Here is a 22,739-nt window from a genome sequence, read left to right on the forward strand (position 1 = left end):
GAGTAGCTCATGGTCTACACGCGGCAGTTTCCAGTCACAGAAGCCCGAAAGCTGCTTCAGTTGGCTGAAGTCGCGGACCATAGCGGTGAGATCAGGCCTTTAGAACGCTTTACAGGTCCGGGAGTCACGTCGCCATAGAAGGCTGATTTGCGGGGGACTGCACGCCCGTAAGGGCTCTTCAACTGGGCAGCCACCTTCATGACCGCAGGGCTCCTCGCGCGGCACCTGCACGCGCGGACCAGCGGCTACCGCAGGCTCCTGCTGTTGCCGCTGGTCGGAGGAATCAGCGTGGCCTACCCCGCGTTCACCGCCTGGCCGAGCACACTCGGCCTCGGCATGGAAGTCTCCGCCCTTTGGGCAAACTTGCTCGCGCTGGCAAGCACACTGGCCATCCTCGGCACCCTTGACTCCGTCTTCCGGCTGCGCCTGACCGCTCCCGCCTCCCGGAGCCCGCACAGCGACTCACCCCGCACATCGACGACACCGTGAACGCCCGCCGGACGGCGCTCGACGGCGGACGAGGGCGGGACGTCCGCGTCCTGGCGGCATCCCGCCCCGGAGTCGCCTGTGGTCGTTGGAGACTCTGGTAGCCGAGGGCCACCCCGACCGGGCGGAACCGCCGATGGCCAGCACCGTCGCGATCGGGGTGGTCAGGCATGTTTCGGCGACCGCTCATCGAGCAGGGCCGGGGCGAATCCTCGATGGCTCCATCATGGCCGACACCGTCTGGCGTCTACTGCCGGCCTGACAGCCAGCTGGGCGCGCGGGTTGCGTACCGCGCGGAGGCCGTCGCGGGGCCGGGGGCCGAATCAGCCGGCAGCGTCCCGGGAGCGGGCGATGAGCCCGGCGGCGATCACCGAGGCGAGCTCGTCGAGCAGGGTCTCGTCCACCGGCAGGTGGAAGGCGAAAAGCGCGAGGAACAGTGGTCCGCCCAGCAGTAGATGAGCCACCGTCGGGTCCAGCGGCACGGGCAGTTCTCCCCGCTTCTCGGCCCGTTCCAGTATCGCCGCGAGGTCGCGTCGCTCCTGAGTGATGAAGGTGCCTTGGAAGCGGGCGACCAACGCGGGGTCGCGGGACATCTCGACCATGAGTGCGGGAGTCAGCATCCGGGCTGCGGGCGTCGAGAGGCGCTCAAGGGCGAGGCCCGCCATCGCGCGGACGTCGCCGCGCAGGGAGCCGGTGTCCGGTGGCGGCTCGATGTCCATACCGTGCACGGCCGAGGCGAAGAGCAGCTCCGCCTTGGAGCCGAACCTGCGGTAGATGGCCGCCTTGCCCACGCTCGCGCGGGCAGCGATCGCGTCCATGGTCACCCCGGCGTAGCCGACCTCTGCGAGCAGTTCGCGCGCGGATCGGAGCACCGTGCTGTCGATCTGGCTGTCCCTGGGGCGTCCCATTCGAGGTGTCGGATTCGGCATGACTCCAGTTTACGATACCCAAGTTCCGGAACTCGGGTATCGTAATTGCCGTTGGATGCTTGGCCGGTGCTCCGCACGCACCGCGAGTGGGACGAGAGGCGACGTCATGCGCGGTCACAAGACAGATACGAGGATGGCCAGTTGTGACAGCTGGCTGCCGCAGTACCAGTGGCGCACCCACCATGGTCGGAGCGTGCAGGCCGAACCCGGGGTGGTCGCGCGGGCAGTGCGCGAGGTGAAGCCCGCAGACATGTACGCGCTCAGGCCGCTGGTCTTCGTGCGCAGCATTCCGGCCCGCCTTACCTCTCCCGGCAAGGAGCGGTATCTGGACCGGGACGCGCGCGTCGTCGACGGTCTGTACGAGGGGGTGGGGGCCTTCCAACTCCAGGACGACCCGGGCGGAGACCTCGCCGTCGGCTTCGTGGGACAGCCGTGGTCCCTGCGGCAGAAGTGGCTCACGCTGACGCCCGACGAGTACCTGGAGTTCGACGAGCCGGGGCACATCAAAGGGCTGATGGCCTTCTCGGTCGCGACCCGGGGCGCCGGGACCCACCTGCACACCGAAACCAGGGTCTACGGGACCGATCAGGCTTCCGTACGCCGGTTCCGGCCCTATTGGCTGCTGATCGAGCCCTTCAGCAGCCTGATCCGCCACGACTGGCTGGCCGCGGCGGCGCGCAGAGCGGGGAGCCGGCCGCGGCAATGAGCGGCAGAGGGACGGAGAGACGGAGAGACGATGTCAGGCAGAACCAGGAACGGTACGCAGCGCGAGCAGCCCAGAATCCAGCTCCTGCCAGACTCGGGCATGGCTGGTCGGCGGGCCGGACGGGCCGCGAGCGGAGCGACACCATCAGCAGCTGACAGCTGCTTCCCGTCGAGGCTGATCAGCAATGCGACCAATCAGCTTCGGGTCAGCATCACCTTCCTCACACCTGATCGCGAATTACCACAGACGAGAATCACACAGAGGTTCCCCCGGATCCGAGAACTGCGATTGACGTGCATCGGATCTCTCAACGAGCCGAGACTCAGCCGACCGTGGCGCGGCACCCCGCGCCAGTCCCGAACTCGTACGCGGTCATCGCACACGACCCCGCGGTTTCAGGTGCGTCGGGGGAATCTCGGGGGCCGGGATCGGGGGTCCGTCGTAGCCTTTGACCTCGCCGAATCGGGTTCCGTTCATCCAGTCCTCACGGGCCTGGACGACCTCTTCATGACTCCTGGATACCCAGTTCCAGAACATCACGATCTCCTCCTCGAACGGCTCCCCTCCCAGCAGCATCAGGCCCGCGTCCGAGGAGGCGCGGAGCGGGAGTTCGGTGCGGCCGCAGCCCAGGTAGAGCATCGAGCCGGGGAGGACCGGTACTCCGTCCACGTGGGCCTCGCCCGACATGGAGAGGACCGCGTACTCGAAGTCCGGGTTCAGGGGGAGGCGGGTCTCGGTGCCGGCGGTCAGGGCGAGGTCCGCGCCGACGATGGGGGTGTACGCGGTGCCCGGGGAGGTCGCCGTGTCCAGGGTGCCCAGGATGACCGTCGCGTCCAGGCCGGGGGCCGTGACCCGCGGGAGGTCGGCGTGGTGCTGGAAGTGCGGGGCGACGTCGCGGTGGGCGTCGGGGAGGGCCACCCACAGCTGGGCGCCGTGCAGGAAGCGGGCGTGCGGGCGGGGGCTCTCCTCGGAGTGGCTGATGCCCCGGCCGGAGGTCATCAGGCCCAGCTCGCGCGGGCGGATCGTGGCGAGGCTGCCCGTGCTGTCGCGGTGCAGCACCTCGCCCTGGTGCAGCCAGCTCACCGTCTGGAGGCCCGCGTGCGGGTGCGGGGCGACCTGCATGCCGGGTTCGTCGGCGATGTCGTCCGGGCCGTAGTGGTCGACGAAGCACCAGGCGCCCACCATGCGGCGGCCCAGGTTCGGCAGGAGTCGGCGGACCTCGGTGGATTCCCCCAGCTTGACCGTGCGCGGGCTGAGGAGCTCGCGCACCGGCTCGGCCACGACGAAGCCGCGGCCGCCGCAGGCGGAGAGAGCGGGCTGGCGATCGAGATTGCTCATGCCGCACAACTTAGTGGCGCGGGGGCCGGCCGGCAGCGCCACTTTGCGGGGAATGTCAGGGCGCGGGGTGCGGCCGGGCACGGGTCCGGGGCCTCCTCGGCTAGCCTGGGTGCCAATATGAACCGCCTGACCACGCCTTTCGGCTCCTACGAACTCACCCGCTTCCCCGCCGACCCCCGCGACCGGCTCCGCGCCTGGGACGCCGCCGACGAGTACCTGCTGCGCCACCTCGACGCCGGTACCGGCGAGCGCGGCCCGGTCGACCTGGCGGGCGCCGGGCAGATCACGGTCGTCGGCGACCGCTGGGGGGCGCTGACCACGGCCCTGGCCGCCCACCGCCCCACCCAGATCACCGACTCCTCGCTGGCCCGCGCCGCGACCGAGGCGAACCTGGACCGGGCCGGGATCGGCACCTCCAAGTCCACGGTGACCCTGCTGACCACGCGGGACGCACCGCCCGCGCGGATCGACGTACTCCTCGTCCGGGTCCCGAAGAGCCTGGCGCTGCTGGAGGACCAGCTGCACCGGCTGGCCCCGCACGTGCACGAGGGCACCGTGGTCGTGGGCACCGGCATGGTCAAGGAGATCCACACCTCCACGCTGAACCTCTTCGAGAAGATCCTCGGGCCGACGCGCACCTCGCTGGCCGAGAAGAAGGCCCGGCTGATCTTCTGCACCCCCGACCCCGCGGTCCTGGCCGCCGCCGGCTCCTCGCCGTGGCCGGTGACGTACACGGTCGACGAGGACGGCGGCTCGGGCGCCGGGCTGGCCACGGTCAACCACGCCGGGATCTTCTGCGCGGACCGCCTGGACGTCGGCACCCGCTTCTTCCTCCAGAGCATCCCGACCAACACCGACGGCGCCCGCGTCGTGGACCTGGGCTGCGGCAACGGCGTCGTGGGCACGGCCGTGCAGGTGGCCGACCCGGACGCCGAGGTGGTCTTCACCGACGAGTCGTACCAGGCCGTCGCCTCGGCCCGGGCCACGTACGAGGCCAACGTCCGCCCCGGCCGGCGGACGGCGGAGTTCCTCGTCGGCGACGGGGTGGCCATGCTGGCGCCCTCCTCGGTGGACCTGATCCTCAACAACCCGCCGTTCCACTCCCACCAGGCGACGACCGACGCCACGGCGCTGCGCATGTTCGCGCAGTCCCGCAAGGCGCTGCGCCCGGGCGGGGAGCTGTGGGTGGTCGCCAACCGGCACATGGGCTACCACACGCACCTCCAGCGACTGTTCGGCAACTGTGAAGTCGCCGCGAGCGAGCCGAGGTTCGTGGTGCTGCGGGCGGTCAAGCGCGAGTCGCGGCCCCGCCCCATGTGACCTGCCGGTACACCCGCCGGTAGGTCCTACACTCGGCCGCGTGGGGAGCACCGGGGCACAGGCGGACGGCAGGGCGGACGGCACGGCGGGCAGCACGGCGGAGGCCGCCGGCGGTGAGCGGCGCTACCGCCGGGAGGACGTGGCCCGCGCGGCCGGGGTCAAGGTGCGCAACCTGCGCTACTACCAGGAGCGCGGGCTGCTGCCCCCGCCGCGCCGCGAGGGCCGGATCGCCTGGTACTCCGACGACCACCTGACCCGGCTGCGGCTGATCAGCGACCTGCTGGGGCGCGGGTACACGGTCAACGGCATCGGCGAGCTGCTGGCCGCCTGGGAGCACGGCGGCGGGCTGTCCCAACTGCTGGGCCTGGAACGGGAGATGACCCGGGACTGGGTGCAGGAGGAGCCGGTGACGATGACCCGGGCCGAGCTGCGCGAGCTGTTCGGCCCGGGGGCGACGGCCGAGCACACGCGGCGGGCGGCCGAGCTGGGCTACGTACTCCTGGACGGGGAGCGGGTCACCTATCCGAGCCGGCGGCTGCTGGAGGCGACGGTGGCGCTGGTGCGGCAGGGGGTGCCGCTCGGGGAGATCCTGGACGCGGGGGACTTCGTACAGGTCCAGGCGGCGGCGCTGGCGGACCGGTTCGTGGCGCTGTTCCGGCGGCACGTGATCGGCGCGGAGGGGCTGGGGCCGCTTTCGGCCAGTCAGCTGGATCATGTCCGGGAGGCGGTGGCGGCACTGCGGCCGGTGGCCGGCGAGGTGGTGGCCACGGAGTTCGCCCGGGCGATGGGCCGCCGGGTGGAGGCGGAGGTCGCCGAACTGCTGCGTACGGAGCAGTAGGAGTCGGCCTAAAGGGTGCTCTCGCACAACCTTGCCAACCACCATTGGCACTCTTACATTCAACTCGTCGGTAACAAAGGTGCACAGCCGAGATAAGGACCATCTCATGGCAGATTCACCGAACTTATCCGAATCCGGGCCCGGCGCCGGTGCCGAGCCGCCCGGCGAGGAGCTCGTCAGAGACGGCGGGCGGGTCCGCTGGCGCAGGTTCGTCCTCCTGACCGCCCCCGCCGTCGCGGTCACCGCCGGTCTCGGCATCGCCCTCGCCCAGGGCGCGCTCGCCGCCTCCTTCGCGGTGTCGGGCCAGCAGTTCAAGGTGTCGGCCAAGAGCCTGGAGGGCGAGGGCTTCGCCCAGTACGGCAGCGTCGACGTCAACGCCCGTCAGGAGCTGATCCCGGTGGCGGTCACCGCCGTCAGGGAGGCCAAACTGCACGACCTCTGCCAGTCGGTGGTCACCAGCCTCCCCGTCATCGGGGACATCTCGCTCAACCTGACGGCCGGCAAGAAGGCCCCCGTCGAGGCCTCCAACCTGTTCGTGGACGCCACCCAGCTCGCCGGCGACGCCGAGTTCACGAACATCGAGATCGGGCGCGACGCCTCCACCCTCGACAAGGGCCCGGCCGAGGCGCAGGGCATGCAGGACCTGTTCGCCCAGCAGGCGGACAAGGTCAGCATCAGCAGCCTCCAGCAGACGGCGTGGGCGACCAACGCCGGCACCTTCAAGCTGTCCGGGCTGAACATGAGCATCAGCAAGGGCAAGAAGGAATGCTTCTGAGCCGCTGGCGGCGGTGGCGGCGCGGCAGGCCCTTCTGGGGCGGGCTCTTCGCCGTCCTGGCCGGGGCGTGGATCAGCGTGCTGCCGCTGGCCCCGCTGAAGATCATGCTCCAGCAGGGGGTGGCGGGCATCCCGTCCGTCCTGATGGGCGTCGTCATGATCGTCCTCGGTCTCACCGGCTGGTTCTCCCCCGCACAGCGCACCCTCGCCGGGATCCTCACCACGCTCGTCGCCACCGCCGCGCTGGTCATGTCGAACCTCGGCGGGTTCCTGATCGGCACCCTGCTCGGCATCCTCGGCGGCGGGCTGATGTTCGCCTGGCAGCCGTACGCCGCCCCGCGCGCCGGGGGCTCCGCCGCCCCCGCCCGGCCCTCCCCCGCCGGGAACTCCCCCACTCCGCACCCCAATCCCCAAGGAGCACAGCCATGAGCCGTACGCGCACCGCGTTCGCCCTCGGCCTGGCCGCCGCGGCCGCACTGACGGCGGCCTCCGCCACCGCCACCGCCGCGCCGTTACCGGCGGCCGGGTCGACCACCGTCACCCCGGCCGGGCACGCCTTCAAGGCCACCCTCAGCGGGAAGGCCACCCTCAAGGCCGGTTCGGTCACGGTGACCTGCACGGTCTCCGTCTCCACCGGCTCGGTGCCGGCCGCCCCCGGCAACCAGAACCCGGCGGGTCCGGTCTCCTCGCCCATCTCCCCGCCGACCTACAGCTCCTGTACGACCAGCATGCCGGGCGTGAGCGCGACGGTGACCACCAGCGGGTCCTGGGCGGTGTCCATGCAGAACGGCTCCCCGATCACGGCGACCATGACGGTCCCGGCCGGCGGCCTCGTCGTGCAGACCTCGGGCCTGGCCTCCTGCACCGTCACCGCCGCGCCCGGCGGGGCCGCCAGCGCACCGGGCACCTGGACGAACGGCGCCCCGTCGAGCCTGACCTTCACCAACGCGACCGTCCCCGTGACCGTCACCGGCGGCTTCGGCTGCCCGACGAGCGCGACCACGTCCACCTTCAACGCCGTCTACAAGGTCACCGACACCACCGACCCGTCCCAGCAGATCACCGTCACCTCCTGACGGCTCCCGCTCCGCGTCCCCCGCTCCCCGGGCCGTCCCGGGGGCGGGGAAAACGCGTTGCACGGCCCGACGGGTGCGGGCGAAGCTCGGGGCATGTCACAGACCACCGATCAACACAGCACCGCCCGGCACGGCACCGACCAGCGGGAACCCGCGGACCGGCGGGAGCCGCGCGGGGTCGCCGACCTCTTCTCCGGCGGGCGCCTGATCGCCATCCCGCGCAAGGCCGCCCGGCGCGAACAGCTGCTGGAACACCTCACCGAGACCCTGTTCGCCCCGGACCGGGAGTACTCGGAGCCCGAGGTGAACGACGCGCTGCGGACCGTGCACGAGGACTGCTCCGCCCTGCGCCGCTACCTGATCACCTCGGGCCTGCTCACCCGGACCCGCGACGGCAGCAGCTACCGCCGGGCGACGACCACCCGGTAATGCGTCGTCAGCCGCCCGTCCGCGCCCAGCACGTGGAAGGCGACGGCCGGCGGCTCGTCCAGGTGGACGTGGTGATCGGGGTCCGTCTGCTCCTCCCACGGGAGCCGCAGGGTGGACACCACCCCGGGCGCCACCAGCAGCGGACGGCCCGCGAAGGTGGTCGCCGCCGCCGTGTGGGCGTGCCCGCACAGGAAGGCGCGCAGGTGGGGGTGGCGCAGGGCCAGCGCCTCCAGGCGCTCCTCGCCGAACTGCCGGATGCCGTCCACGTACGGGGTGTGCAGCTCGACCGGCGGGTGGTGGAAGGCGACGAGGACGGGCACCTCCTGCGGGGTGGCGGCCAGGACGCCGTCGAGCCACTCCAGGGTGGAGTCCTCCAGGTACCCGTGGTGCTCCCCCGGGACCGAGGAGTCGCACACCGCCAGGACGAAGCCCTCGCCCCGCAGCACCTGGTCGACCGGAGCGGCGGAGGGCTCCTCCTCGTCCAGCAGGCCCCGCCGGAAGGCGAGGCGCTCGTCGTGGTTGCCGGGGCAGATCACCAGCGGGTGCCGCGAGGTCAGCAGCTTGCGGGCCTCCTCGTACTCGCCGGGGGTCCCGTTGTCGGTGATGTCCCCGCTGACCAGCACGGCGGCGAGGTCGTACGGGAGGCCGTCCAGGTAGTCCAGCACGGCGCGGGTGCGCTCGGCGGCCCGGGGCCCGCCGTCGATGTGGACGTCACTGAGCTGGGCTATCACGATCACGGGCGGTGGCTCCTTCGTCGCGGGTCCGGACCTCCGGCGCGAAGGGTGACGGTCGGTCACCGCGTCGCCGGACGGGCTGCGTTCAACCTATCCGACGTGATCATCGGCGAGTGGGCGGCCGCACGCCCCGCCGGCCCCCGGTCCGGGTCCCGCGATCCCGGGGCCCGCTCCGGTTGCGGACGGGCCGGGGACGGTGTTCGTTCGAAGGGGACGCCCGGAACGGGGTGAGCGGCTGTGATCTTCACCGACCGTGCGGACGCGGGACGGCGTCTCGCCGACGCGCTGCACCACCTGCGGGGCGAGGACCCCGTCGTGCTCGGGCTGCCGCGCGGCGGGGTGCCCGTGGCCTTCGAGGTGGCGCGTGCACTGGACGCCGCCCTCGACGTGATCGTCGTCCGCAAGCTCGGCGTGCCGCACCACCGCGAGCTGGGTTTCGGCGCCATCGGCGAGGGCGGGGTGCGGATCATCAACGAGGACGTCGTCGGGCGCAGCCGCGCCTCGGCGCGGGAGCTGGCCGAGGTCGAGCACGAGGAGCAGGCGGAGCTGGAACGGCGGGCCCACCGGTTCCGCGAGGGCCGGGCCCGCGTGCCGCTCGACAGCCGGACGGTGATCGTGGTCGACGACGGGATCGCCACGGGCGCCACGGCCGCCGCCGCCTGCGAGATCGCCCGCGCGTCGGGCGCGGCGCGGGTGGTGCTGGCCGTTCCGGTGGCGCCTCCGGAGGCGGTCGCGTGGCTGCGCGGGGCGGCGGACGAGGTGGTGTGCCTGTCGTCGCCGCCCGCGTTCCGCGCGGTCGGCGAGTGGTACCGGGACTTCTCCCAGACCCCCGACGAGGAGGTCGTGGCCGTGCTCGCCGAGGCGGCGGCCCGGCGCGCGGACGGCGGGGGTCAGCCCCGGTAGGCCTCCAGGAGCCGCAGCCAGACCTCGCTGACGGTGGGGAAGGCGGGGACCGCGTGCCACAGCCGGTCGACCGGCACCTCCCCGGCCACGGCCACGGTCGCCGCGTGCAGCAGCTCGGCGGCGCCCGGGCCGACGAAGGTGGCGCCCAGCAGCACCTGCCGGTCGAGGTCCACGACCATGCGGGCCCGGCCCCGGTAGCCGTCGGCGTACAGGCCCGCGCCGGACACCTTGCCGAGGTCGAAGTCGACGGCTCGGACCCGGTGGCCCGCCCGTTCCGCCTCGGCGAGGGTGAGGCCGACCGCCACCGCCTCCGGGTCGGTGAAGACGGCCTGGGGCAGCGCCGCGGTGTCGGCGGTCGCCGCGTGCGCGCCCCAGCGGCCGGTGTCCGGGGCGGGGGCTCCCGGTCCGGCGGCCCGGGCGGCGATGGCGGCCCCGGCGATACGGGCCTGGTACTTGCCCTGGTGGGTGAGGAGCGCCCGGTGGTTGACGTCCCCGACGGCGTAGAGCCAGTCGTGGCCGGTGACCCGGCAGCTCTCGTCGACCCCGATCCAGTCCCCGGGCTTCAGCCCCACCGTGTCCAGCCCGATGTCCTCGGTGCGGGGCGCGCGGCCGGTCGCCATCAGCAGCTCGTCGCCCTCCAGCAGCTCGCCGCCCTCCAGGACCACCGTGACCGGGCCGGCCGGGCCGTCCCGTACGACCGCCTCCACCACCACCCCGGTACGGACCACCGCGCCGGCCACGGTCAGGGCCTCGGCGACCAGCTCCCCGGCGAAGGGCTCCATCCGGGGCAGCAGCCCGGAGCCGCGTACCAGGACGGTGACCCGCGAGCCGAGGGCCTGCCAGGCGGTGGCCATCTCGGCGGCCACCACCGAGCCGCCGACGATCAGCAGCCGGCCGGGCACCTCCCGGGCGGAGGTGGCCTCGCGGCTGGTCCACGCCCCGGCGCCGGCGAGGCCGGGCAGGTCCGGGACCACGGCCCGGCTGCCGGTGGCGACGACGACGGCGTGCCGGGCCGAGAGCACGTGGTGCACGCCCTCGGGGCTGGTCACGGCCACCTTGCGGACGCCGTAGAGGCGGCCGTGGCCCCGGTAGAGGTGGGCGCCGATGGAGTCGAGCCAGTCGAGCTGGCCGTCGTCCTTCCAGTGGCCCGTCCAGTAGTCGCGGTGCGCGAAGACGGCCTCGGCGTCCAGCGGCCCCCGGACGGCGTCCGCGAGCCCCGGCACGCGGCGGGCGTCCGCGCGGGCGAGGGCCGGGCGCAGCAGGGCCTTGCTGGGGATGCAGGCCCAGTACGAGCACTCCCCGCCGACGAGCTCGCTCTCCACCAGGGCCGTGCTCAGCCCGGCGGCGCGGGTCCGGTCGACGATGTTCTCGCCGGCCGGTCCCCCGCCGAGCACCACGACGTCGTACTCCACGGCTTCGGTCATGCGGTCCAGTGTCCCCGCAGCGGCCGGGCCGCGTCCGGCAATCTCAGGCCTCCGGCGTGCCGGTGGCGCCCTCCTCGGCCTGGGAGGCGGCGATCTTCGCCCGGACCTCGTCCATGTCGAGGGCGCGGGCCTGCCCGATGAGGTCCGTGAGGGCGGCCTCCGGCAGCGCCCCGGGCTGCGCGAAGATGGCGACCTGGTCGCGGACGATCATCAGCGTGGGGATCGAGGTGATCTGGAAGGCCGCGGCCAGCTCCTGCTGGGCCTCGGTGTCCACCTTGGCGAAGACCAGGTCGGGGTTGGCCTCCGCGGCCTTCTCGTAGACCGGCGCGAACTGGAGGCAGGGGCGGCACCAGCCGGCCCAGAAGTCGATCAGCACGAACGGGTTCTCGCTGACCGTCTCGTCGAAGTTCTCCTTGGTGAGCTCGACAGTAGCCACGGTTTCCAGACCTCCATGTATTGCGGGTGTCCTGAAGGAACGACCGGCCGCCCCGCCGCATTCCGCGACCGGGCGGGAACCGCTAGAAGGGGTGGCCGGGTGCGGTGGTGCGGGCCGTGGTCCAGCGCAGTTCGGTGAAGGCGTCGAGGTTGGCCTCCCCGCCGAACCGGGCGCCCGTGCCGGAGGCGCCGACACCGCCGAAGGGGGCCACCGCCTCGTCGTTCACCGTCTGGTCGTTGACGTGCGCGATCCCGGTCGGGATGCGGCCCGCCAGCTCCAGGCCGTGTCCCGCGTCGGCGGTGACGATGCCCAGGGAGAGCCCGTACGGGCCCGCCGAGGCCAGCTCCACCGCCTCGTCCTCGGTCGCGAAGGAGCGTACGGGCGCCACCGGGCCGAAGACCTCCTCGGCGTAGGCGGGGCTGTCGTCGGCCACGCCCGCCAGCACCGTCGGCCGGTAGAAGAGGTCCTGGTGGGTGCCGCCCGCGACGAGCTTGGCGCCCTGCTCGACGCTGGCCCCGACCAGGCCGTGGACCCGCTCCAGCTGCGTCCGGTCGAGCAGCGGGCCCAGGTGGACGCGCTCGCGGAAGGGGTCGCCGACGGCCAGGGCCTCGGCGCGGGCGGCGAGCCGCTCCACGTACTCGTCGTAGAGCGAGGTGTGCACGAGGTGGCGCCCGGCGGTCATGCAGATCTGGCCCTGGTGGAAGAAGGAGCCCCAGGAGGCCTGCGCGACGGCCGCCTCGACGTCGGCGTCGGCGAGCACGACGAGGGCCGAGTTGCCGCCCAGCTCCAGGTGTGCGCGCTTGAGGTGACGGCCCGCCAGTTCGCCGACGGCCCGGCCCGCCGCGGTGGACCCGGTGAACGAGACCACCCGCACCAGCGGGTCCTTGACCACCGCGGCGCCCGTGTCGGCCCCGCCCGGCAGTACGTGCAGCAGCCCGGCCGGCAGCCCCGCCGCCGCGAACACGGCGGCCAGGCAGAGCCCGCCGCTGACGGCGGTCCGGCGGTCGGGCTTGAGCAGGACGGCGTTGCCGAGCGCGAGGGCGGGGGCCACGGAGCGGATGGAGAGGATCAGCGGGGCGTTGAACGGCGCCACCACCCCGACCACCCCGGCCGGGACCCGGCGGGTGAAGGAGAGCCGGGGCGCCTCGCTCTGCAGCACCTGCCCGGCCGGGCGGGAGGCGAGCCCCGCGGCCTCGTAGCACTCCTGGGCGGCGACGTGCAGTTCGAAGTCGGCCTTGCCGGGTATGGAGCCCGACTCGCGGACCAGCCACTCGCGCAGCTCGTCCGCGTGGGCCGCGAACAGGTCCCCGGCGCGGCGCAGCACGGCCGCCCGCTCCAGGTGGGTGGCGCGCGCCCAGTCGAGCTGCGCGGCCCGGGCCCGTACGGCCGCCTCGGCGACGTCGGCGGGGGCGGCGAGGTCGACGGTGGCGAGGGTACGGCCGGTCGCGGGTTCGACGACCGGAGCGGTACCGCCGGTGAGCGTGGGTCCGTCCTGCCAGAGGGTCGGATCGAGCAGCGGCATGGCGCGGGGCCTCCGGGTGGGGGTGGGCGGGCGGGGCGGGGGGCGGCAGCAGGCGCCATCGTGCCAGACCGGGGGCGTCATCTCTGTTCAGTTATTGGGCAGTTGGCGGGACCCCGTGACCGGAAACGATCGACGGGGTCCCGTGGGGCGGTGCGGTACCGCTACGGCTACGGCTACCGCTCCAGGACCAGGGCGATGCCCTGGCCGACGCCGATGCACAGCGCCGCCATGCCGGTGCCGGAGCCGGCCGCCGCCAGCTGGTGCGCCACCGAGCCGGCCAGCCGGGCACCGGAGGCGCCGAGCGGGTGGCCGATGGCGATGGCGCCGCCGCGCGGGTTGACCACCGCCGGGTCCAGCTCCGGCCAGGCCGCGAGACAGCCCAGCGCCTGCGCGGCGAAGGCCTCGTTCAGCTCGAAGGCCGTCAGGCCGGACAGCGAACGGCCCGCCTTGCCGAGGGCCCGCTCCACGGCGTCGACCGGGCCGAGGCCGAACAGCTGCGGCTCGATCCCGGTGACGGCGGAGGCGCTGATCCGCGCGAGCGGCTCCCGGCCCGTCGCGGCGAGCCCCTCCTCGTCGGTGAGCAGCAGCGCGGCGGCGCCGTCGTTGAGGGGGGAGGCGTTGGCGGCCGTGACGGTACCCGAACCGTCCGTCCGGAACGCCGGCTTGAGGCGGGCCAGCGCCTCGGGGGTGGAGCCCTCGCGGATGCACTCGTCACGCGCGAGGTCCACGCCGGGGTACGGCACGACCTCGCCGTCGTACAGCCCGTCCGCCCAGGCGGCGGCGGCCTTGCGGTGGCTCTCCAGGGCGAAGGCGTCCTGCGCCTCGCGGGTGATGCCGTGCTTCTCGGCGACGAGTTCGGCACCCTCGCCGAGGGAGACCGTCCACTCGGCGGGCATCCGGGGGTTGGTCATGCGCCAGCCGAGGGTGGTGGACCACATCTGCTGGTGCCCGGCGGGGAAGGCGCGCTCGGGCTTCTGCACCACCCAGGGGGCGCGGGACATCGACTCGACGCCGCCGGCGATGGCGACGGACGCGTCGCCGAGCGCGATCGCGCGGGCCGCCTGGACGACGGCTTCGAGACCCGAACCGCAGAGCCGGTTGACGGTCACGCCGGGGACGGTCACCGGCAGCCCGGCCAGCAGCACCGCCATGCGGGCGACGTCGCGGTTGTCCTCGCCGGCGCCGTTGGCGTCACCGAAGACGACGTCGTCGATGCGGGCGGGGTCCAGGTCGGGCGTACGGTCCACCAGCGCGCGCACGACGTGCGCGGCGAGGTCGTCGGGGCGCGCCCCGGCGAGGGCTCCGCCGAACTTGCCGATCGGGGTGCGGACGGCGTCGACGACGTAGACGTCGCGGACGGTGCGGATGCTCATGGCGGCTCTCCTGGGCGGCTCCGTACGGTCGGCGGCGGCCCGGGTGCCGGCGTGGGCACCGGGACCCACCCCCGGGCACGCCCGGTGGGGCGCGCCCGCAGTCTCCGCCGAGGCGTCGGGGTGTGTCAACGGTTGCCCTTGCCCTGGCCGGGCGGGGTGCGGGGTGGGCCGTTGCCCTGGCCGGGCGGGATGCCGGTGCGGGTGCAGGCCGCTGCCCTGCCGGGCGGGGCCCGTTGCCCAGCCCGGCGGGGCGCGGGTGGACCGTTGCCCTGCCCGGCGGAGTGCGGGTGGACCGTTGCCCTGCCGGGCGGGGTGGTGGGTGGGTGGCTGCGGGGGTCGGGGGCGGTGCCGGGGTGGGGTGTCGTCCGGGACGGGCTTCGATGTTCGGCGCCCGATCCGGATCCGGATGTGCGGGGTGCCTCGCGCCGAATTCATCTCGTTTTAGTCCCGGACGACACCCCACCCCGTCCCCACCCCCGACCCGGCACCCCGGACTTCCCGGCCCGTTCAGTCCCGGCTGCCCCGCGCCCCGGCCGACAGATTCCAGCCTCGCCGGCGTTTGAGGCGCGGGGGTCTGGGGGCGGAGCCCCCAGAAGGGGTCCGGGCGCAGCCCGGGGAACGGTGGAAGGGTGGGTAGGGGACCTCGCCCCGCGCAGCGGCCCACCCAGCCGCAGACGACCCACCGGCCCAGCCACCGAAGCTGGCCCCGCCCCGGACCCGACGGCCGGAGGCCGGCGCAGCGGCGCGAAGCCGGGGAGGCCGCCCGCGGCCGAGCCGCGCGAGCGGCGCGTCAAGAAGGAGTGGAATCGCGGGGTACCGCAACCGCCCCCATCAGGTCGTGCCGCTGCGTGATCTCCGAAGGATCCCGCACCGCCGCATCCACCAGCCCCGCCAACCGCTCCCCCGTCGGCATCTCGATCCGCACCGTGCTCAGCCTCGGCCGCAGCAGCCGCCCGATCAGCAGGTCGTCCGCGCCGATCACCGCCGCGTCCTCGGGGATCCGCACCCCGGCGTCCTGCAGGGCCCGCATCAGCAGCATCGCGTACTCGTCGTTGTACGCGAAGACCCCGTCCAGCCCCAGCTCCCCCCACCGCGCGGCCAGCGCCGCCGCCGACTCCTCCGTGTAGGCCATCGGCAGGGCCCGTACGACTTCCGCGCCCGCCACCGATCCGGCGCCCGCCAGCCTGGGTGCGGAGAACAGTTCCAGGCCGTCCTCCCGCGGCACGACCACCCCGATCCGGCGGCGGCCGCGTTCCACGAGGTGCGCGGCGGCGCGGGCGCCCACCTCCGCCTGGTCCATCACGAGGGCGTGCGCGCCCGCGACCGTGTCGGGGCCCATCGTGATGACCGCACGCGCTCCGGCCCGTTTGAGGGTGGCGACGTTCCGCGGGGAGAGGGCGGTCTCGCCGAGGGAGATCACCGCCACGGGCCGCAGTTCGGCCCAGGCGCGGGCGGCCTCGTCGCCGCTGAGGCCGAGGCTGCCGTACTGGACCACGGTGTAGTCCCGGCGGCGCAGGGCCCATTGGAGTTCGTTGAGGAAGTTGCTGTAGAGCGGCCCGGCCGGCACGTGCGAGGTGGGCAGCAGCACGATGCGGGTGTGGCCTGCGCGCAGGCTGCGGGCGGCGGCGTGCGGTACGTAGCCCAGCTCCTCGGCGGCCTCTCGGACCCGGCGCCGGGTCGGCTCGCTGATGCGTACGGCTTCCGCGTTGTTCAGGACGTACGAGACCGTCGCGCGCGAGACGCCCGCCAGGCGGGCGACGTCGGCGCTGGTCGGCACGGGTGCCGCCGCGGGCGGGGACGGCGGGGCGGGCGGAGTGCGCCGGCCCGGCGGATTCGGTGAGTCAGACATGGCCCGGGCATCTTTCCAGACCGATTGCGCACGGGGGCTGGCGGTTGGCCGGAATCGGGTGCTAGACAGTGCTTACACGTTTCAGTGACACGTGTAACCCAATCTTCGCCGGCCCCCTCCCAGACGTGCCGCCGCCCCCTCGCACCCTGTCGTACCCGCCACCCGCGACGGGGCGGCGCGCACCCCTCCACCCCTGCCCAGGAGGGCACCATGGCTCTTTCCTCCCCCGGCACCGGCACCGCCGCCGCCACCCCCGGCAGACCCTCCCCCGGCCGCGGACTGCTGCCGCTGCTGCTGCTCGGCAACACCGCGATGTACGCCCTCTACGTCGGCGTCGCCGGCATCCTGCTCGCGCTCCAGGTGGAGCGGGTCGACCCGGCCGACAAGGTCGCCAACTTCGGCCTGATCGCGGGGGTTTCCGCGGTCTTCGCGACGGTGTTCAACCCCGTCGCGGTGCCCTGTCCGACCGCAACGGACGGCGCGACCCGTGGATCCTCGGCGGCGGGCTCGCCGCGGTGCCGGCGATGCTGCTGCTGGGCCTGGCCGACACGATCCTGCTGATCACCATCGCCTGGTGCCTCGGCCAGGCCGTGATGAACGTCTACCAGGCCGCCCTCACCTCCGTCGTCCCCGACCGGGTGCCGGTGAGCGCCCGCGGCAAGGCTTCGGCCGCGGTCGGGCTCGGCCTGCCCTTCGGGTCGGTGCTGGGTGCGCTGGCCGGGGCGGCCTTCGCGGACGACTTCCGTACCGGTTACCTCGTTTTCGGCGCGATCGTGGCGGGCGCGGCGGTCCTGTTCACCGCCTGCTCCCGTGAGCAGCGGCTCCCGGCGCGTGCCCCGCTGCCCGTCCGGGCGCAGCTCGCCGCCTTCGCCGGTGCCCTGCGCGACCACGACTTCCGCTGGGCGTTCATCGGGCGGGCGCTGCTCGTGCTCGGCTACTTCGCGGTGAGCGGGTACCAGCTGTACGTCCTCCAGGACCACACCGTGCTGCCCGAGGGGATGGAGCCGGAGGCGGCGGTGGCCCTGCTGATGCCGCTGACGAGCGTCGCGATGGTCGTCTCCACGGTGGCGGGCGGCTGGCTGTCGGACCGGCTGGACCGGCGCAAGCTGTTCGTGGGGGCCTCGGCGCTGCTGTCGGCGGTCGCGCTCGTCATCCCGGCCGTGTCGGCGAGCTGGACCGCGATGCTGGCCTTCTCCGTGGTGAACGGCCTGGCGTTCGGCAGCTACATGGCCGTGGACACGGCGCTGGTGACGATGGTCCTGCCGGCGGCGGAGGACGCGGCGCGCGACATGGGCGTGCTCAACATCGCGAACGCCGGTCCGCAGATCGTCGCCCCGTTCGTCGCCTCGGTGGTGGTCTCGGTGAGCGGCGGCTACACCGCGCTGTTCGTCGTCGCCGCCGTGCTGGCGGTGGCGGGGGCGCTGGCGGTACGCCCGATCCGCGGCGTCCGCTGACCCGTCGTGTTCGACGGACATCCCGCCTCGCCGGCTTCACGGCCTCGTCGGAGGGCTGGGTCCGACGCTCAGAAGGGCGGGAGGTCGCTGTAGCCCCAGGGGTCGGCGGGGGGACTTCGGGGAGGGGGGTGCGCAGGAGGGTGACGGCCTCCTCCGCGCGGCCCAGGTCCACCAGGAGCGGAGCGAGGTCCTGGCGGTGCCGGATGCGGTCCGGCTCCAGGAGGGCCACGGCGTCCTCCGGGCGGCCGGATGCGGCCAGGAGGTGGGCCAGGTCCTCGACCGCGTACCAGTTCGCGCCCTCGGGGTGCGCGCGGGTCTGCGCCACCGCCTCGTCCAGGCGGCCGCAGGCCGCCAGGAGGGGGCCGCGCAGGCGGAACAGCTCGTATTCCTCCTCGCCCCGGCGGGACTTGAGGGCGTCCAGGTGGGCGAGGCCCTCCTCGGCCCGGCCCTCGGCGGCGAACAGCCCGCACAGCACGATGAGGTGGTGGTCGTCGTGGGTGTCGTGCGCCCGCATCAGCTCGACGGCCTCGCCGCCCCGGCCGTGCCGGGCGAGGAGCTCCGCGAGCAGGGTCCGGGCGTGCCCGGAGTCCTGTCGGGCGTGCGGCCGGTAGGACTCCACCGCGCCCGCCACGTCCCCCCGTTCCTCCAGGTGCTCCGCCAGGCGGCGGACGGCCGACGGGTGCTCGCCATCGGCGGCGTAGGCGCGGAGTTCATCGATCCGGCCGTGCTTCACGAGGAGTTCGGCGAGCGGGTCCCGGTTGTTGACCAGGGTGGGGCCGTGCGCGTGGAGGACCGCGAGCGCTTCCTCCGTACGGCCCTGCCGGTCGCGGATGGACGCGATGAGGTTGACGGCGTTGAACGGTTCGGGGCCGCGCCCCGCGCATTCCGGGCCGCCGCACCGCTCGCACGGGCGGCCGGGCGCGGTCCGGGCGGCGAGCAGCTCCGCGACCTCGTCGCCCCGGCCCAGTACGAGCGCCACGTCGGCCAGCCGTTCGGCGAGGTGCCAGTCCGCGATGTGCGGGACGAGCAGTGCGTACGCCTCCTCGGCCCGGCCGTGGCGGGCCAGCAGCGGCGCCAGCTCCCGCAGCGCGGACCGCTCCCCGTCCGCCGCGAAGGGGCGCAGCAGCCGGACGGCCTCCTCGCCCCGGCCCGCCGCGTCGAGCAGCCGGGCGGCCTCCGCCGCCGCGGTGAACCAGCCCGTCGCGCTGTAGCGGGCGACCACGGCGAGGGCGTCGTCCGTGCGGCCCTGCCCGGCCAGCCGGCGCGCCCAGGCGCGGGCGCAGAACCAGTCGCCGTCCTCCGCGAGGGCCTGCGCGCGCACGAGACCGGCGTGCCCGAGGCCGAGGAGCCGCTCGACGAGGTCGGGCGGCACGCAGTCCTGGTGCGTGCGGTTCCGGTGGTCGAGTGCGGCGGCGTCCATGCCCTGAACCCTAGGGGGTGTCCGCGAAGTGGCTCCGTCCGCCCGGAGGGCGGGCCCCGCGGGGTCCGGTGCGTGCTCTCGGCGTGCCGGGCGGAAGGCCTCGTACTGGACGTACTCGGTCTTTCGCCCGGTGCGGCGAGAGCGCGTGCCGGGCGTCGCGGGGCAGGCGCTACTTCGCGGACACCCCCTAGGTGGCCTTCAGGGTGTCCTTGGAGACCAGGACGCCGTCCGACCAGCAGAGCCGGTAGAGGTCGACCTGGGCCAGCAGGTCCCGGCCGGAGCGGTAGAACTCGCAGTCGGCGCCCGCTGGGCGGGGTGCCGAGCGGAGGTGGTCGGGCGGGTACGGGAAGGCGCGGGCCGGGAGCAGGCCGGCGAGGTCGGTGCGGGAGGCTCCCGGCTCCAGCCCGGCGAAGCGGGACGGCGGCAGCACGCCCGTCGTCAGCTGCCAGGCCAGGCAGACGGCGGCCGGGACGAAGAAGGCCGCCGCGGCGGCCGGCGCCGCGAAGGCGGCCAGCGCGCGGCGGCGGGCGGCGCGGCGCACCTCGGCGTGCCGTTCGGCGGACTCCGGGGCGGGGCCGGCCGCCCCGGTGGTGCCGGGGCGCCGGGCCTGGCGGGGCGGGGCCTGGTGCGGGAGGACGGCGGTGACGCGGAAGCCGTCCTGGTACGGCCCGGTCCGCAGGGTGCCGCCGAGGACCGTCACCCGTTCCCGGAGCCCGGTCAGCCCCCGGCCGCTGCCGGCACCGGCGCCCGTGGCGGCGGGTTCGCCGTCCCGCGCCGCGGCGTTGACGACGCTCACGCGGGTGCGGTCGGGTCCGTGGTCGATGCCGACCCTGACCCGCCCGCCGGGGGCGTGCTTCACGGCGTTGGTGAGGGCCTCCTGCACCACCCGGTACGTCCCGCGTTCGACCAGCGGCGGCAGCGTCCCGGTGAACGTCCCGCGCCGCTCCCACCGCACCGGCACACCGGAGGCCACCGCCCGGCCGAGGAGGTCCTCGACCGTGTCCGGCTCCGGCCCCTGCTCCCCCGGTTCGTGCAGCACGGCCACGGTCTCCCGCAGCCGCTCGACGGCGTCCGCGATCGTCCCGCGCAGCTCGGCCACGTCGGCCCGGTCGCGGTCGGTGAGGTCCGGGGAGAGTTCCAGGGCTCCCGCGCGCAGGGCGACCAGGCTCAGCACGTGGCCGAGGGAGTCGTGCATGTCGGCCGCGATGTCCGCCCGTTCGGCCAGCCGGGCGCGCTCCGCGACCAGGTGCTGGCGTTCCTCCAGGCTGCCGGCCAACCGCCAGCCCTCCCGTACGAGTTCGCGCCGGCCGCGCCAGTGGCGTCCGGCCAGCCAGGGCAGCAGCAGGGCGGTGGGCAGCACGGTCAGGGCGTAGAACCACCACACGGCCGGTACTCCCAGGACGGCGCACGCCGCGAGGTCGGCCGCGAGGGACGCGGCGAGCACGGCGAGGGGGCCCCGGGCGCGGGCCGTCCGGGCGCCGAGCAGGCAGCTCAGCGCGGCCAGCGACAGGACGTGGGCGTTGGCGGGGGTCGCGGAGTCGGCCAGGCCCGCCGCGCACAGGCCGTTGACGAGGAACACGGCGGCGCCGGGCCGGAGGCGGGACAGCGGGACGGCCACGGCCAGCACGGCCAGCGGGAGCAGCAGGTCCAGGACCGGCGAGTCCCCGCCCGCGTCACGGAACCCGTAGCCGGTGGCGGCCGCGAGCACGGTCCACAGCGCCGTGTCGGTGAGCACGTGCCTGGTTCGGATGTGCGGTTGCCGCATGGTGCGTGGGGGTCCTTCCCGGTGCGCGTCGTGTCCTTCGGAGTTCCGATTCTGCGGGAGGCGGCGGGGCGGGTGCCTGGGCCGACTCGGTGTCAGGCGTCCCTGCGCCGCAGCACGTACAGGCCGGCCCCGTACGCCGCCGCCGTCCACGCGGCCACGATCAGCACGGCCGTCACCGAGGAGTACGGGGCCGCGGCGCCGGCCCGCATGAAGTGGTCGCCCGCCCCGTACGGCATGCGGTCGTTGACGGCGGCGAGGGTGTCGCCGCCCAGCCCGAGGAACACGCTCGGCAGCGCCCAGAGCAGTGCGGCGAGGATCGACAGGGCGCCGGCCGGGTGCCGCGTCGCGAGGGCCACGCCGACGGTGAGCACGGCCACGAGCCCCTGGTAGACCCCGACGGCCAGGATCTGCCCGAGGGTCGTGCCCGCCGCGAAGGAGGCCCGCCCCTCGAACGCCCCCCAGGCGACGGCCGTCCCCACGGCGGCGAACACGGTGCCGCCGAGGCACGCGACCGTGCCCACGACGAGGGCCTTCGCCGCCTGGACCCGGTGCCGGCGCGGCACCCACAGCAGCGTGGCCCGGACGGTGCCCGTGGAGTACTCGGAGGTGACGGCGACGGTGGCCATGACGACGAAGGCGAACTGGGTGACGACGGCGGAGGCCGCCGCCGCGTTCCCGACGGGCTGGACGGGCAGTCCGTTGATGCGTGCGATCGAGGCGTAGTAGAAGGTGAACACCCCGGTGATGACGAGGCCCGCGAGCAGGGCCAGGTAGGGGGCTCGGACGGACCGGAGCTTCGTCCACTCGGAGGCGAGTTCCCCGGCGAAGCCGCCGGGCGGACGCCGGCCGGGAACGCCGTCGGTGCTCCGCGCCGTGTCCGTCCGCCGCCCGTCCCGCGCGGTCCCGGTCCCGGTCGCGCTCGTGCTCGTGCTCGTGCTCGTGTTCACTGCCGTGCTCCTTCCGGCGTGGTGCCGGTCGTGTACTCGACGCTGCTCGCGGTGAGGTCCATGTACGCCTGCTCCAGCGACACGCCCACGTCGCCCAGGGCGTGCAGCCGTACCCCGCAGCGGTGGGCGATGTCGCCGACCTCGGCGGCGGTCCTGCCGCCGACGGTGACCACGCCGTCCGCTCCCGCTTCGACGGCCACGCCGTCGGCGGCTGCCAGCCGCCGGACCAGCGCGGACCGCTCCCCGGGATCGGGCACGGTGGCGCGCGCCGTCGCGGGAGAGGCGGCGGCCAGGAACTCCGTCATCGTGGTGTCGCTGAGCAGCCGGCCCCGCCCGATGACGACGAGGTGGTCGGCCGTCACCTGCATCTCGCTCATGAGGTGGCTGGAGAGGAAGACGGTGCGGCCTTCCGCCGCCTGGTCCCGTACGAGCCCGCGGATCCACCGCACCCCGTCCGGGTCGAGGCCGTTGACCGGTTCGTCGAGGATCAGTACGGGCGGGTCGCCGAGCAGGGCGCCCGCCACTCCGAGCCGCCCGCTCATGCCCAGCGAGTACGTGCCGGCCGGCCGGCGGGCCGCCTTGGCCAGGCCGACCGTCTCCAGCACCTCGTCCACCCGGCGTGCCGGGATGGCGTTGGCGCGGGCCTGGGCGAGCAGGTGCGCGCGGCCGGAGCGGGCGGGGTGGACGGCTCGGGCGTCGAGCATCGCTCCCACGGCCCGCAGCGGGCTGCGCAGGTCCGCGTAGGGCCGGCCGGCGATCAGGGCGCGTCCCCGGGTGGGGTGGTCGAGGCCCAGGATCATGCGCATGGTGGTGGACTTCCCGGCCCCGTTGGGGCCGAGGAAGCCGGTCACCCGGCCGGCTCGGACGTCGAACGTCAGGTCGTCCACGGCGAGGGTGCCGCCGTAGCGTTTCGTCAGTCCTCGGAGGCTGATCACGAGAGTTCCTTCGCTGTCGGTCGCGTTCTGCGGACGGCGTCGACGCTAGGGGCGTGCGGGGCCCGCGCCCATGCGACGAAG

21 protein-coding genes and 1 pseudogene are annotated in these 22,739 nt (G+C 74.3%); 11 read left to right on the forward strand and 11 right to left on the reverse strand.

Annotation, left to right across the window (positions count from 1 at the left end):
- Positions 1 to 198: 198 nt before the first annotated feature.
- Positions 199 to 489, forward strand: a complete 291-nt coding sequence (locus AC07A6_RS05460) for a hypothetical protein (RefSeq protein ID WP_478776188.1) — start codon at positions 199 to 201, stop codon at positions 487 to 489.
- Positions 490 to 809: 320 nt separating this feature from the next.
- On the opposite strand, the gene AC07A6_RS05465 is transcribed toward AC07A6_RS05460, so the two are convergent.
- Positions 810 to 1,415 carry a TetR/AcrR family transcriptional regulator gene (locus AC07A6_RS05465; RefSeq protein WP_478776189.1) on the reverse strand — a complete coding sequence of 202 codons (606 nt, stop codon included), beginning with the start codon at positions 1,413 to 1,415 and terminating at the stop codon, positions 810 to 812.
- A gap of 193 nt (positions 1,416 to 1,608) precedes the next feature.
- Here AC07A6_RS05465 and AC07A6_RS05470 point away from each other — a divergent pair, with 193 nt between their 5' ends.
- On the forward strand, positions 1,609 to 2,121 hold the full coding sequence (locus AC07A6_RS05470; protein WP_478776190.1) for a hypothetical protein: 513 nt from the start codon (positions 1,609 to 1,611) through the stop codon (positions 2,119 to 2,121).
- 372 nt (positions 2,122 to 2,493) lie between these two features.
- On the opposite strand, the gene AC07A6_RS05475 is transcribed toward AC07A6_RS05470, so the two are convergent.
- Complete coding sequence (locus AC07A6_RS05475) at positions 2,494 to 3,459, reverse strand: pirin family protein (RefSeq protein ID WP_478776191.1); 966 nt, start codon at positions 3,457 to 3,459, stop codon at positions 2,494 to 2,496.
- Positions 3,460 to 3,585: 126 nt separating this feature from the next.
- On the opposite strand from AC07A6_RS05475, the gene AC07A6_RS05480 reads away from it, so the two are divergent.
- The 6 genes from AC07A6_RS05480 to AC07A6_RS05505 all read left to right on the forward strand — a co-directional run bounded on the left by AC07A6_RS05480 (position 3,586) and on the right by AC07A6_RS05505 (position 7,896).
- Positions 3,586 to 4,779, forward strand: coding sequence for a methyltransferase (locus AC07A6_RS05480; protein WP_362465019.1), 1,194 nt, complete (start codon positions 3,586 to 3,588; stop codon positions 4,777 to 4,779).
- Between the two features lie 40 nt (positions 4,780 to 4,819).
- Positions 4,820 to 5,617 (forward strand): MerR family transcriptional regulator, encoded by a 798-nt coding sequence (locus AC07A6_RS05485; protein WP_478776192.1) that lies wholly within the window; start codon positions 4,820 to 4,822, stop codon positions 5,615 to 5,617.
- Positions 5,618 to 5,723: 106 nt separating this feature from the next.
- Entirely contained in the window at positions 5,724 to 6,392 is a 669-nt protein-coding gene (locus AC07A6_RS05490) for a DUF6230 family protein (protein ID WP_478776193.1), read from the forward strand.
- Positions 6,383 to 6,820 carry a DUF6114 domain-containing protein gene (locus AC07A6_RS05495; protein ID WP_478776194.1) on the forward strand — a complete coding sequence of 146 codons (438 nt, stop codon included), beginning with the start codon at positions 6,383 to 6,385 and terminating at the stop codon, positions 6,818 to 6,820. Before AC07A6_RS05490 ends, AC07A6_RS05495 begins: the two co-directional genes overlap by 10 nt.
- Entirely contained in the window at positions 6,817 to 7,467 is a 651-nt protein-coding gene (locus AC07A6_RS05500) for a hypothetical protein (protein WP_362464856.1), read from the forward strand. The genes AC07A6_RS05495 and AC07A6_RS05500 overlap by 4 nt, the downstream gene beginning before the upstream one ends.
- Positions 7,468 to 7,560: 93 nt before the next feature.
- Positions 7,561 to 7,896 carry a DUF2087 domain-containing protein gene (locus AC07A6_RS05505; protein WP_386271971.1) on the forward strand — a complete coding sequence of 112 codons (336 nt, stop codon included), beginning with the start codon at positions 7,561 to 7,563 and terminating at the stop codon, positions 7,894 to 7,896.
- On the opposite strand, the gene AC07A6_RS05510 is transcribed toward AC07A6_RS05505, so the two are convergent.
- Complete coding sequence (locus AC07A6_RS05510) at positions 7,869 to 8,633, reverse strand: metallophosphoesterase (RefSeq protein WP_362464861.1); 765 nt, start codon at positions 8,631 to 8,633, stop codon at positions 7,869 to 7,871. The genes AC07A6_RS05505 and AC07A6_RS05510 overlap by 28 nt on opposite strands.
- Before the next feature lie 234 nt (positions 8,634 to 8,867).
- Here AC07A6_RS05510 and AC07A6_RS05515 point away from each other — a divergent pair.
- Positions 8,868 to 9,500 (forward strand): annotated as a pseudogene (locus tag AC07A6_RS05515) (phosphoribosyltransferase); the annotation flags it as partial.
- 20 nt (positions 9,501 to 9,520) lie between these two features.
- Here AC07A6_RS05515 and AC07A6_RS05520 read toward each other — a convergent pair.
- The 5 genes from AC07A6_RS05520 to AC07A6_RS05540 all read right to left on the reverse strand — a co-directional run bounded on the left by AC07A6_RS05520 (position 9,521) and on the right by AC07A6_RS05540 (position 16,137).
- Positions 9,521 to 10,957: a dihydrolipoyl dehydrogenase family protein gene (locus tag AC07A6_RS05520; RefSeq protein ID WP_478776195.1), complete on the reverse strand. Its 1,437-nt coding sequence runs from the start codon at positions 10,955 to 10,957 to the stop codon at positions 9,521 to 9,523.
- A 43-nt stretch (positions 10,958 to 11,000) separates the two neighbouring features.
- Positions 11,001 to 11,393, reverse strand: coding sequence for a thioredoxin family protein (locus tag AC07A6_RS05525; protein ID WP_362464867.1), 393 nt, complete (start codon positions 11,391 to 11,393; stop codon positions 11,001 to 11,003).
- Between the two features lie 82 nt (positions 11,394 to 11,475).
- Entirely contained in the window at positions 11,476 to 12,915 is a 1,440-nt protein-coding gene (locus AC07A6_RS05530; RefSeq protein WP_478776196.1) for an aldehyde dehydrogenase family protein, read from the reverse strand.
- A gap of 173 nt (positions 12,916 to 13,088) precedes the next feature.
- The gene (locus AC07A6_RS05535) at positions 13,089 to 14,288 is read right to left on the reverse strand and encodes a thiolase family protein (RefSeq protein ID WP_478776197.1); all 1,200 of its coding nucleotides are present in this window, start codon (positions 14,286 to 14,288) and stop codon (positions 13,089 to 13,091) included.
- A gap of 790 nt (positions 14,289 to 15,078) precedes the next feature.
- Positions 15,079 to 16,137, reverse strand: a complete 1,059-nt coding sequence (locus tag AC07A6_RS05540) for a LacI family DNA-binding transcriptional regulator (RefSeq protein ID WP_478776198.1) — start codon at positions 16,135 to 16,137, stop codon at positions 15,079 to 15,081.
- 210 nt (positions 16,138 to 16,347) lie between these two features.
- On the opposite strand from AC07A6_RS05540, the gene AC07A6_RS05545 reads away from it, so the two are divergent.
- Both AC07A6_RS05545 and AC07A6_RS05550 read left to right on the forward strand, forming a co-directional pair.
- Positions 16,348 to 16,698, forward strand: coding sequence for a hypothetical protein (locus tag AC07A6_RS05545; RefSeq protein ID WP_478776279.1), 351 nt, complete (start codon positions 16,348 to 16,350; stop codon positions 16,696 to 16,698).
- Positions 16,629 to 17,591, forward strand: coding sequence for an MFS transporter (locus AC07A6_RS05550; protein ID WP_478776274.1), 963 nt, complete (start codon positions 16,629 to 16,631; stop codon positions 17,589 to 17,591). The genes AC07A6_RS05545 and AC07A6_RS05550 overlap by 70 nt, the downstream gene beginning before the upstream one ends.
- Before the next feature lie 1,607 nt (positions 17,592 to 19,198).
- Here AC07A6_RS05550 and AC07A6_RS05555 read toward each other — a convergent pair.
- The 3 genes from AC07A6_RS05555 to AC07A6_RS05565 all read right to left on the reverse strand — a co-directional run bounded on the left by AC07A6_RS05555 (position 19,199) and on the right by AC07A6_RS05565 (position 22,658).
- The gene (locus tag AC07A6_RS05555; RefSeq protein ID WP_478776199.1) at positions 19,199 to 20,776 is read right to left on the reverse strand and encodes a sensor histidine kinase; all 1,578 of its coding nucleotides are present in this window, start codon (positions 20,774 to 20,776) and stop codon (positions 19,199 to 19,201) included.
- A gap of 92 nt (positions 20,777 to 20,868) precedes the next feature.
- On the reverse strand, positions 20,869 to 21,723 hold the full coding sequence (locus AC07A6_RS05560; protein WP_478776200.1) for an ABC transporter permease: 855 nt from the start codon (positions 21,721 to 21,723) through the stop codon (positions 20,869 to 20,871).
- Complete coding sequence (locus AC07A6_RS05565) at positions 21,720 to 22,658, reverse strand: ATP-binding cassette domain-containing protein (RefSeq protein WP_362464891.1); 939 nt, start codon at positions 22,656 to 22,658, stop codon at positions 21,720 to 21,722. Before AC07A6_RS05565 ends, AC07A6_RS05560 begins: the two co-directional genes overlap by 4 nt.
- Between the last annotated feature and the right edge of the window lie 81 nt (positions 22,659 to 22,739).

The organism is Streptomyces sp. NPDC044002 (genome assembly GCF_056434525.1).

What these genes read in the sequence shown, in the direction of transcription:
- AC07A6_RS05460 (WP_478776188.1), top strand. Translation starts at nt 199, where the DNA reads ATGACCGCAGGGCTCCTCGCGCGGCACCTGCACGCGCGGACCAGCGGC.
- AC07A6_RS05465 (WP_478776189.1), bottom strand. Translation starts at nt 1,415, where the DNA reads ATGCCGAATCCGACACCTCGAATGGGACGCCCCAGGGACAGCCAGATC.
- AC07A6_RS05475 (WP_478776191.1), bottom strand. Translation starts at nt 3,459, where the DNA reads ATGAGCAATCTCGATCGCCAGCCCGCTCTCTCCGCCTGCGGCGGCCGC.
- AC07A6_RS05490 (WP_478776193.1), top strand. Translation starts at nt 5,724, where the DNA reads ATGGCAGATTCACCGAACTTATCCGAATCCGGGCCCGGCGCCGGTGCC.
- AC07A6_RS05495 (WP_478776194.1), top strand. Translation starts at nt 6,383, where the DNA reads ATGCTTCTGAGCCGCTGGCGGCGGTGGCGGCGCGGCAGGCCCTTCTGG.
- AC07A6_RS05500 (WP_362464856.1), top strand. Translation starts at nt 6,817, where the DNA reads ATGAGCCGTACGCGCACCGCGTTCGCCCTCGGCCTGGCCGCCGCGGCC.
- AC07A6_RS05505 (WP_386271971.1), top strand. Translation starts at nt 7,561, where the DNA reads ATGTCACAGACCACCGATCAACACAGCACCGCCCGGCACGGCACCGAC.
- AC07A6_RS05520 (WP_478776195.1), bottom strand. Translation starts at nt 10,957, where the DNA reads ATGACCGAAGCCGTGGAGTACGACGTCGTGGTGCTCGGCGGGGGACCG.
- AC07A6_RS05530 (WP_478776196.1), bottom strand. Translation starts at nt 12,915, where the DNA reads ATGCCGCTGCTCGATCCGACCCTCTGGCAGGACGGACCCACGCTCACC.
- AC07A6_RS05535 (WP_478776197.1), bottom strand. Translation starts at nt 14,288, where the DNA reads ATGAGCATCCGCACCGTCCGCGACGTCTACGTCGTCGACGCCGTCCGC.
- AC07A6_RS05540 (WP_478776198.1), bottom strand. Translation starts at nt 16,137, where the DNA reads ATGTCTGACTCACCGAATCCGCCGGGCCGGCGCACTCCGCCCGCCCCG.
- AC07A6_RS05545 (WP_478776279.1), top strand. Translation starts at nt 16,348, where the DNA reads ATGGCTCTTTCCTCCCCCGGCACCGGCACCGCCGCCGCCACCCCCGGC.
- AC07A6_RS05555 (WP_478776199.1), bottom strand. Translation starts at nt 20,776, where the DNA reads ATGCGGCAACCGCACATCCGAACCAGGCACGTGCTCACCGACACGGCG.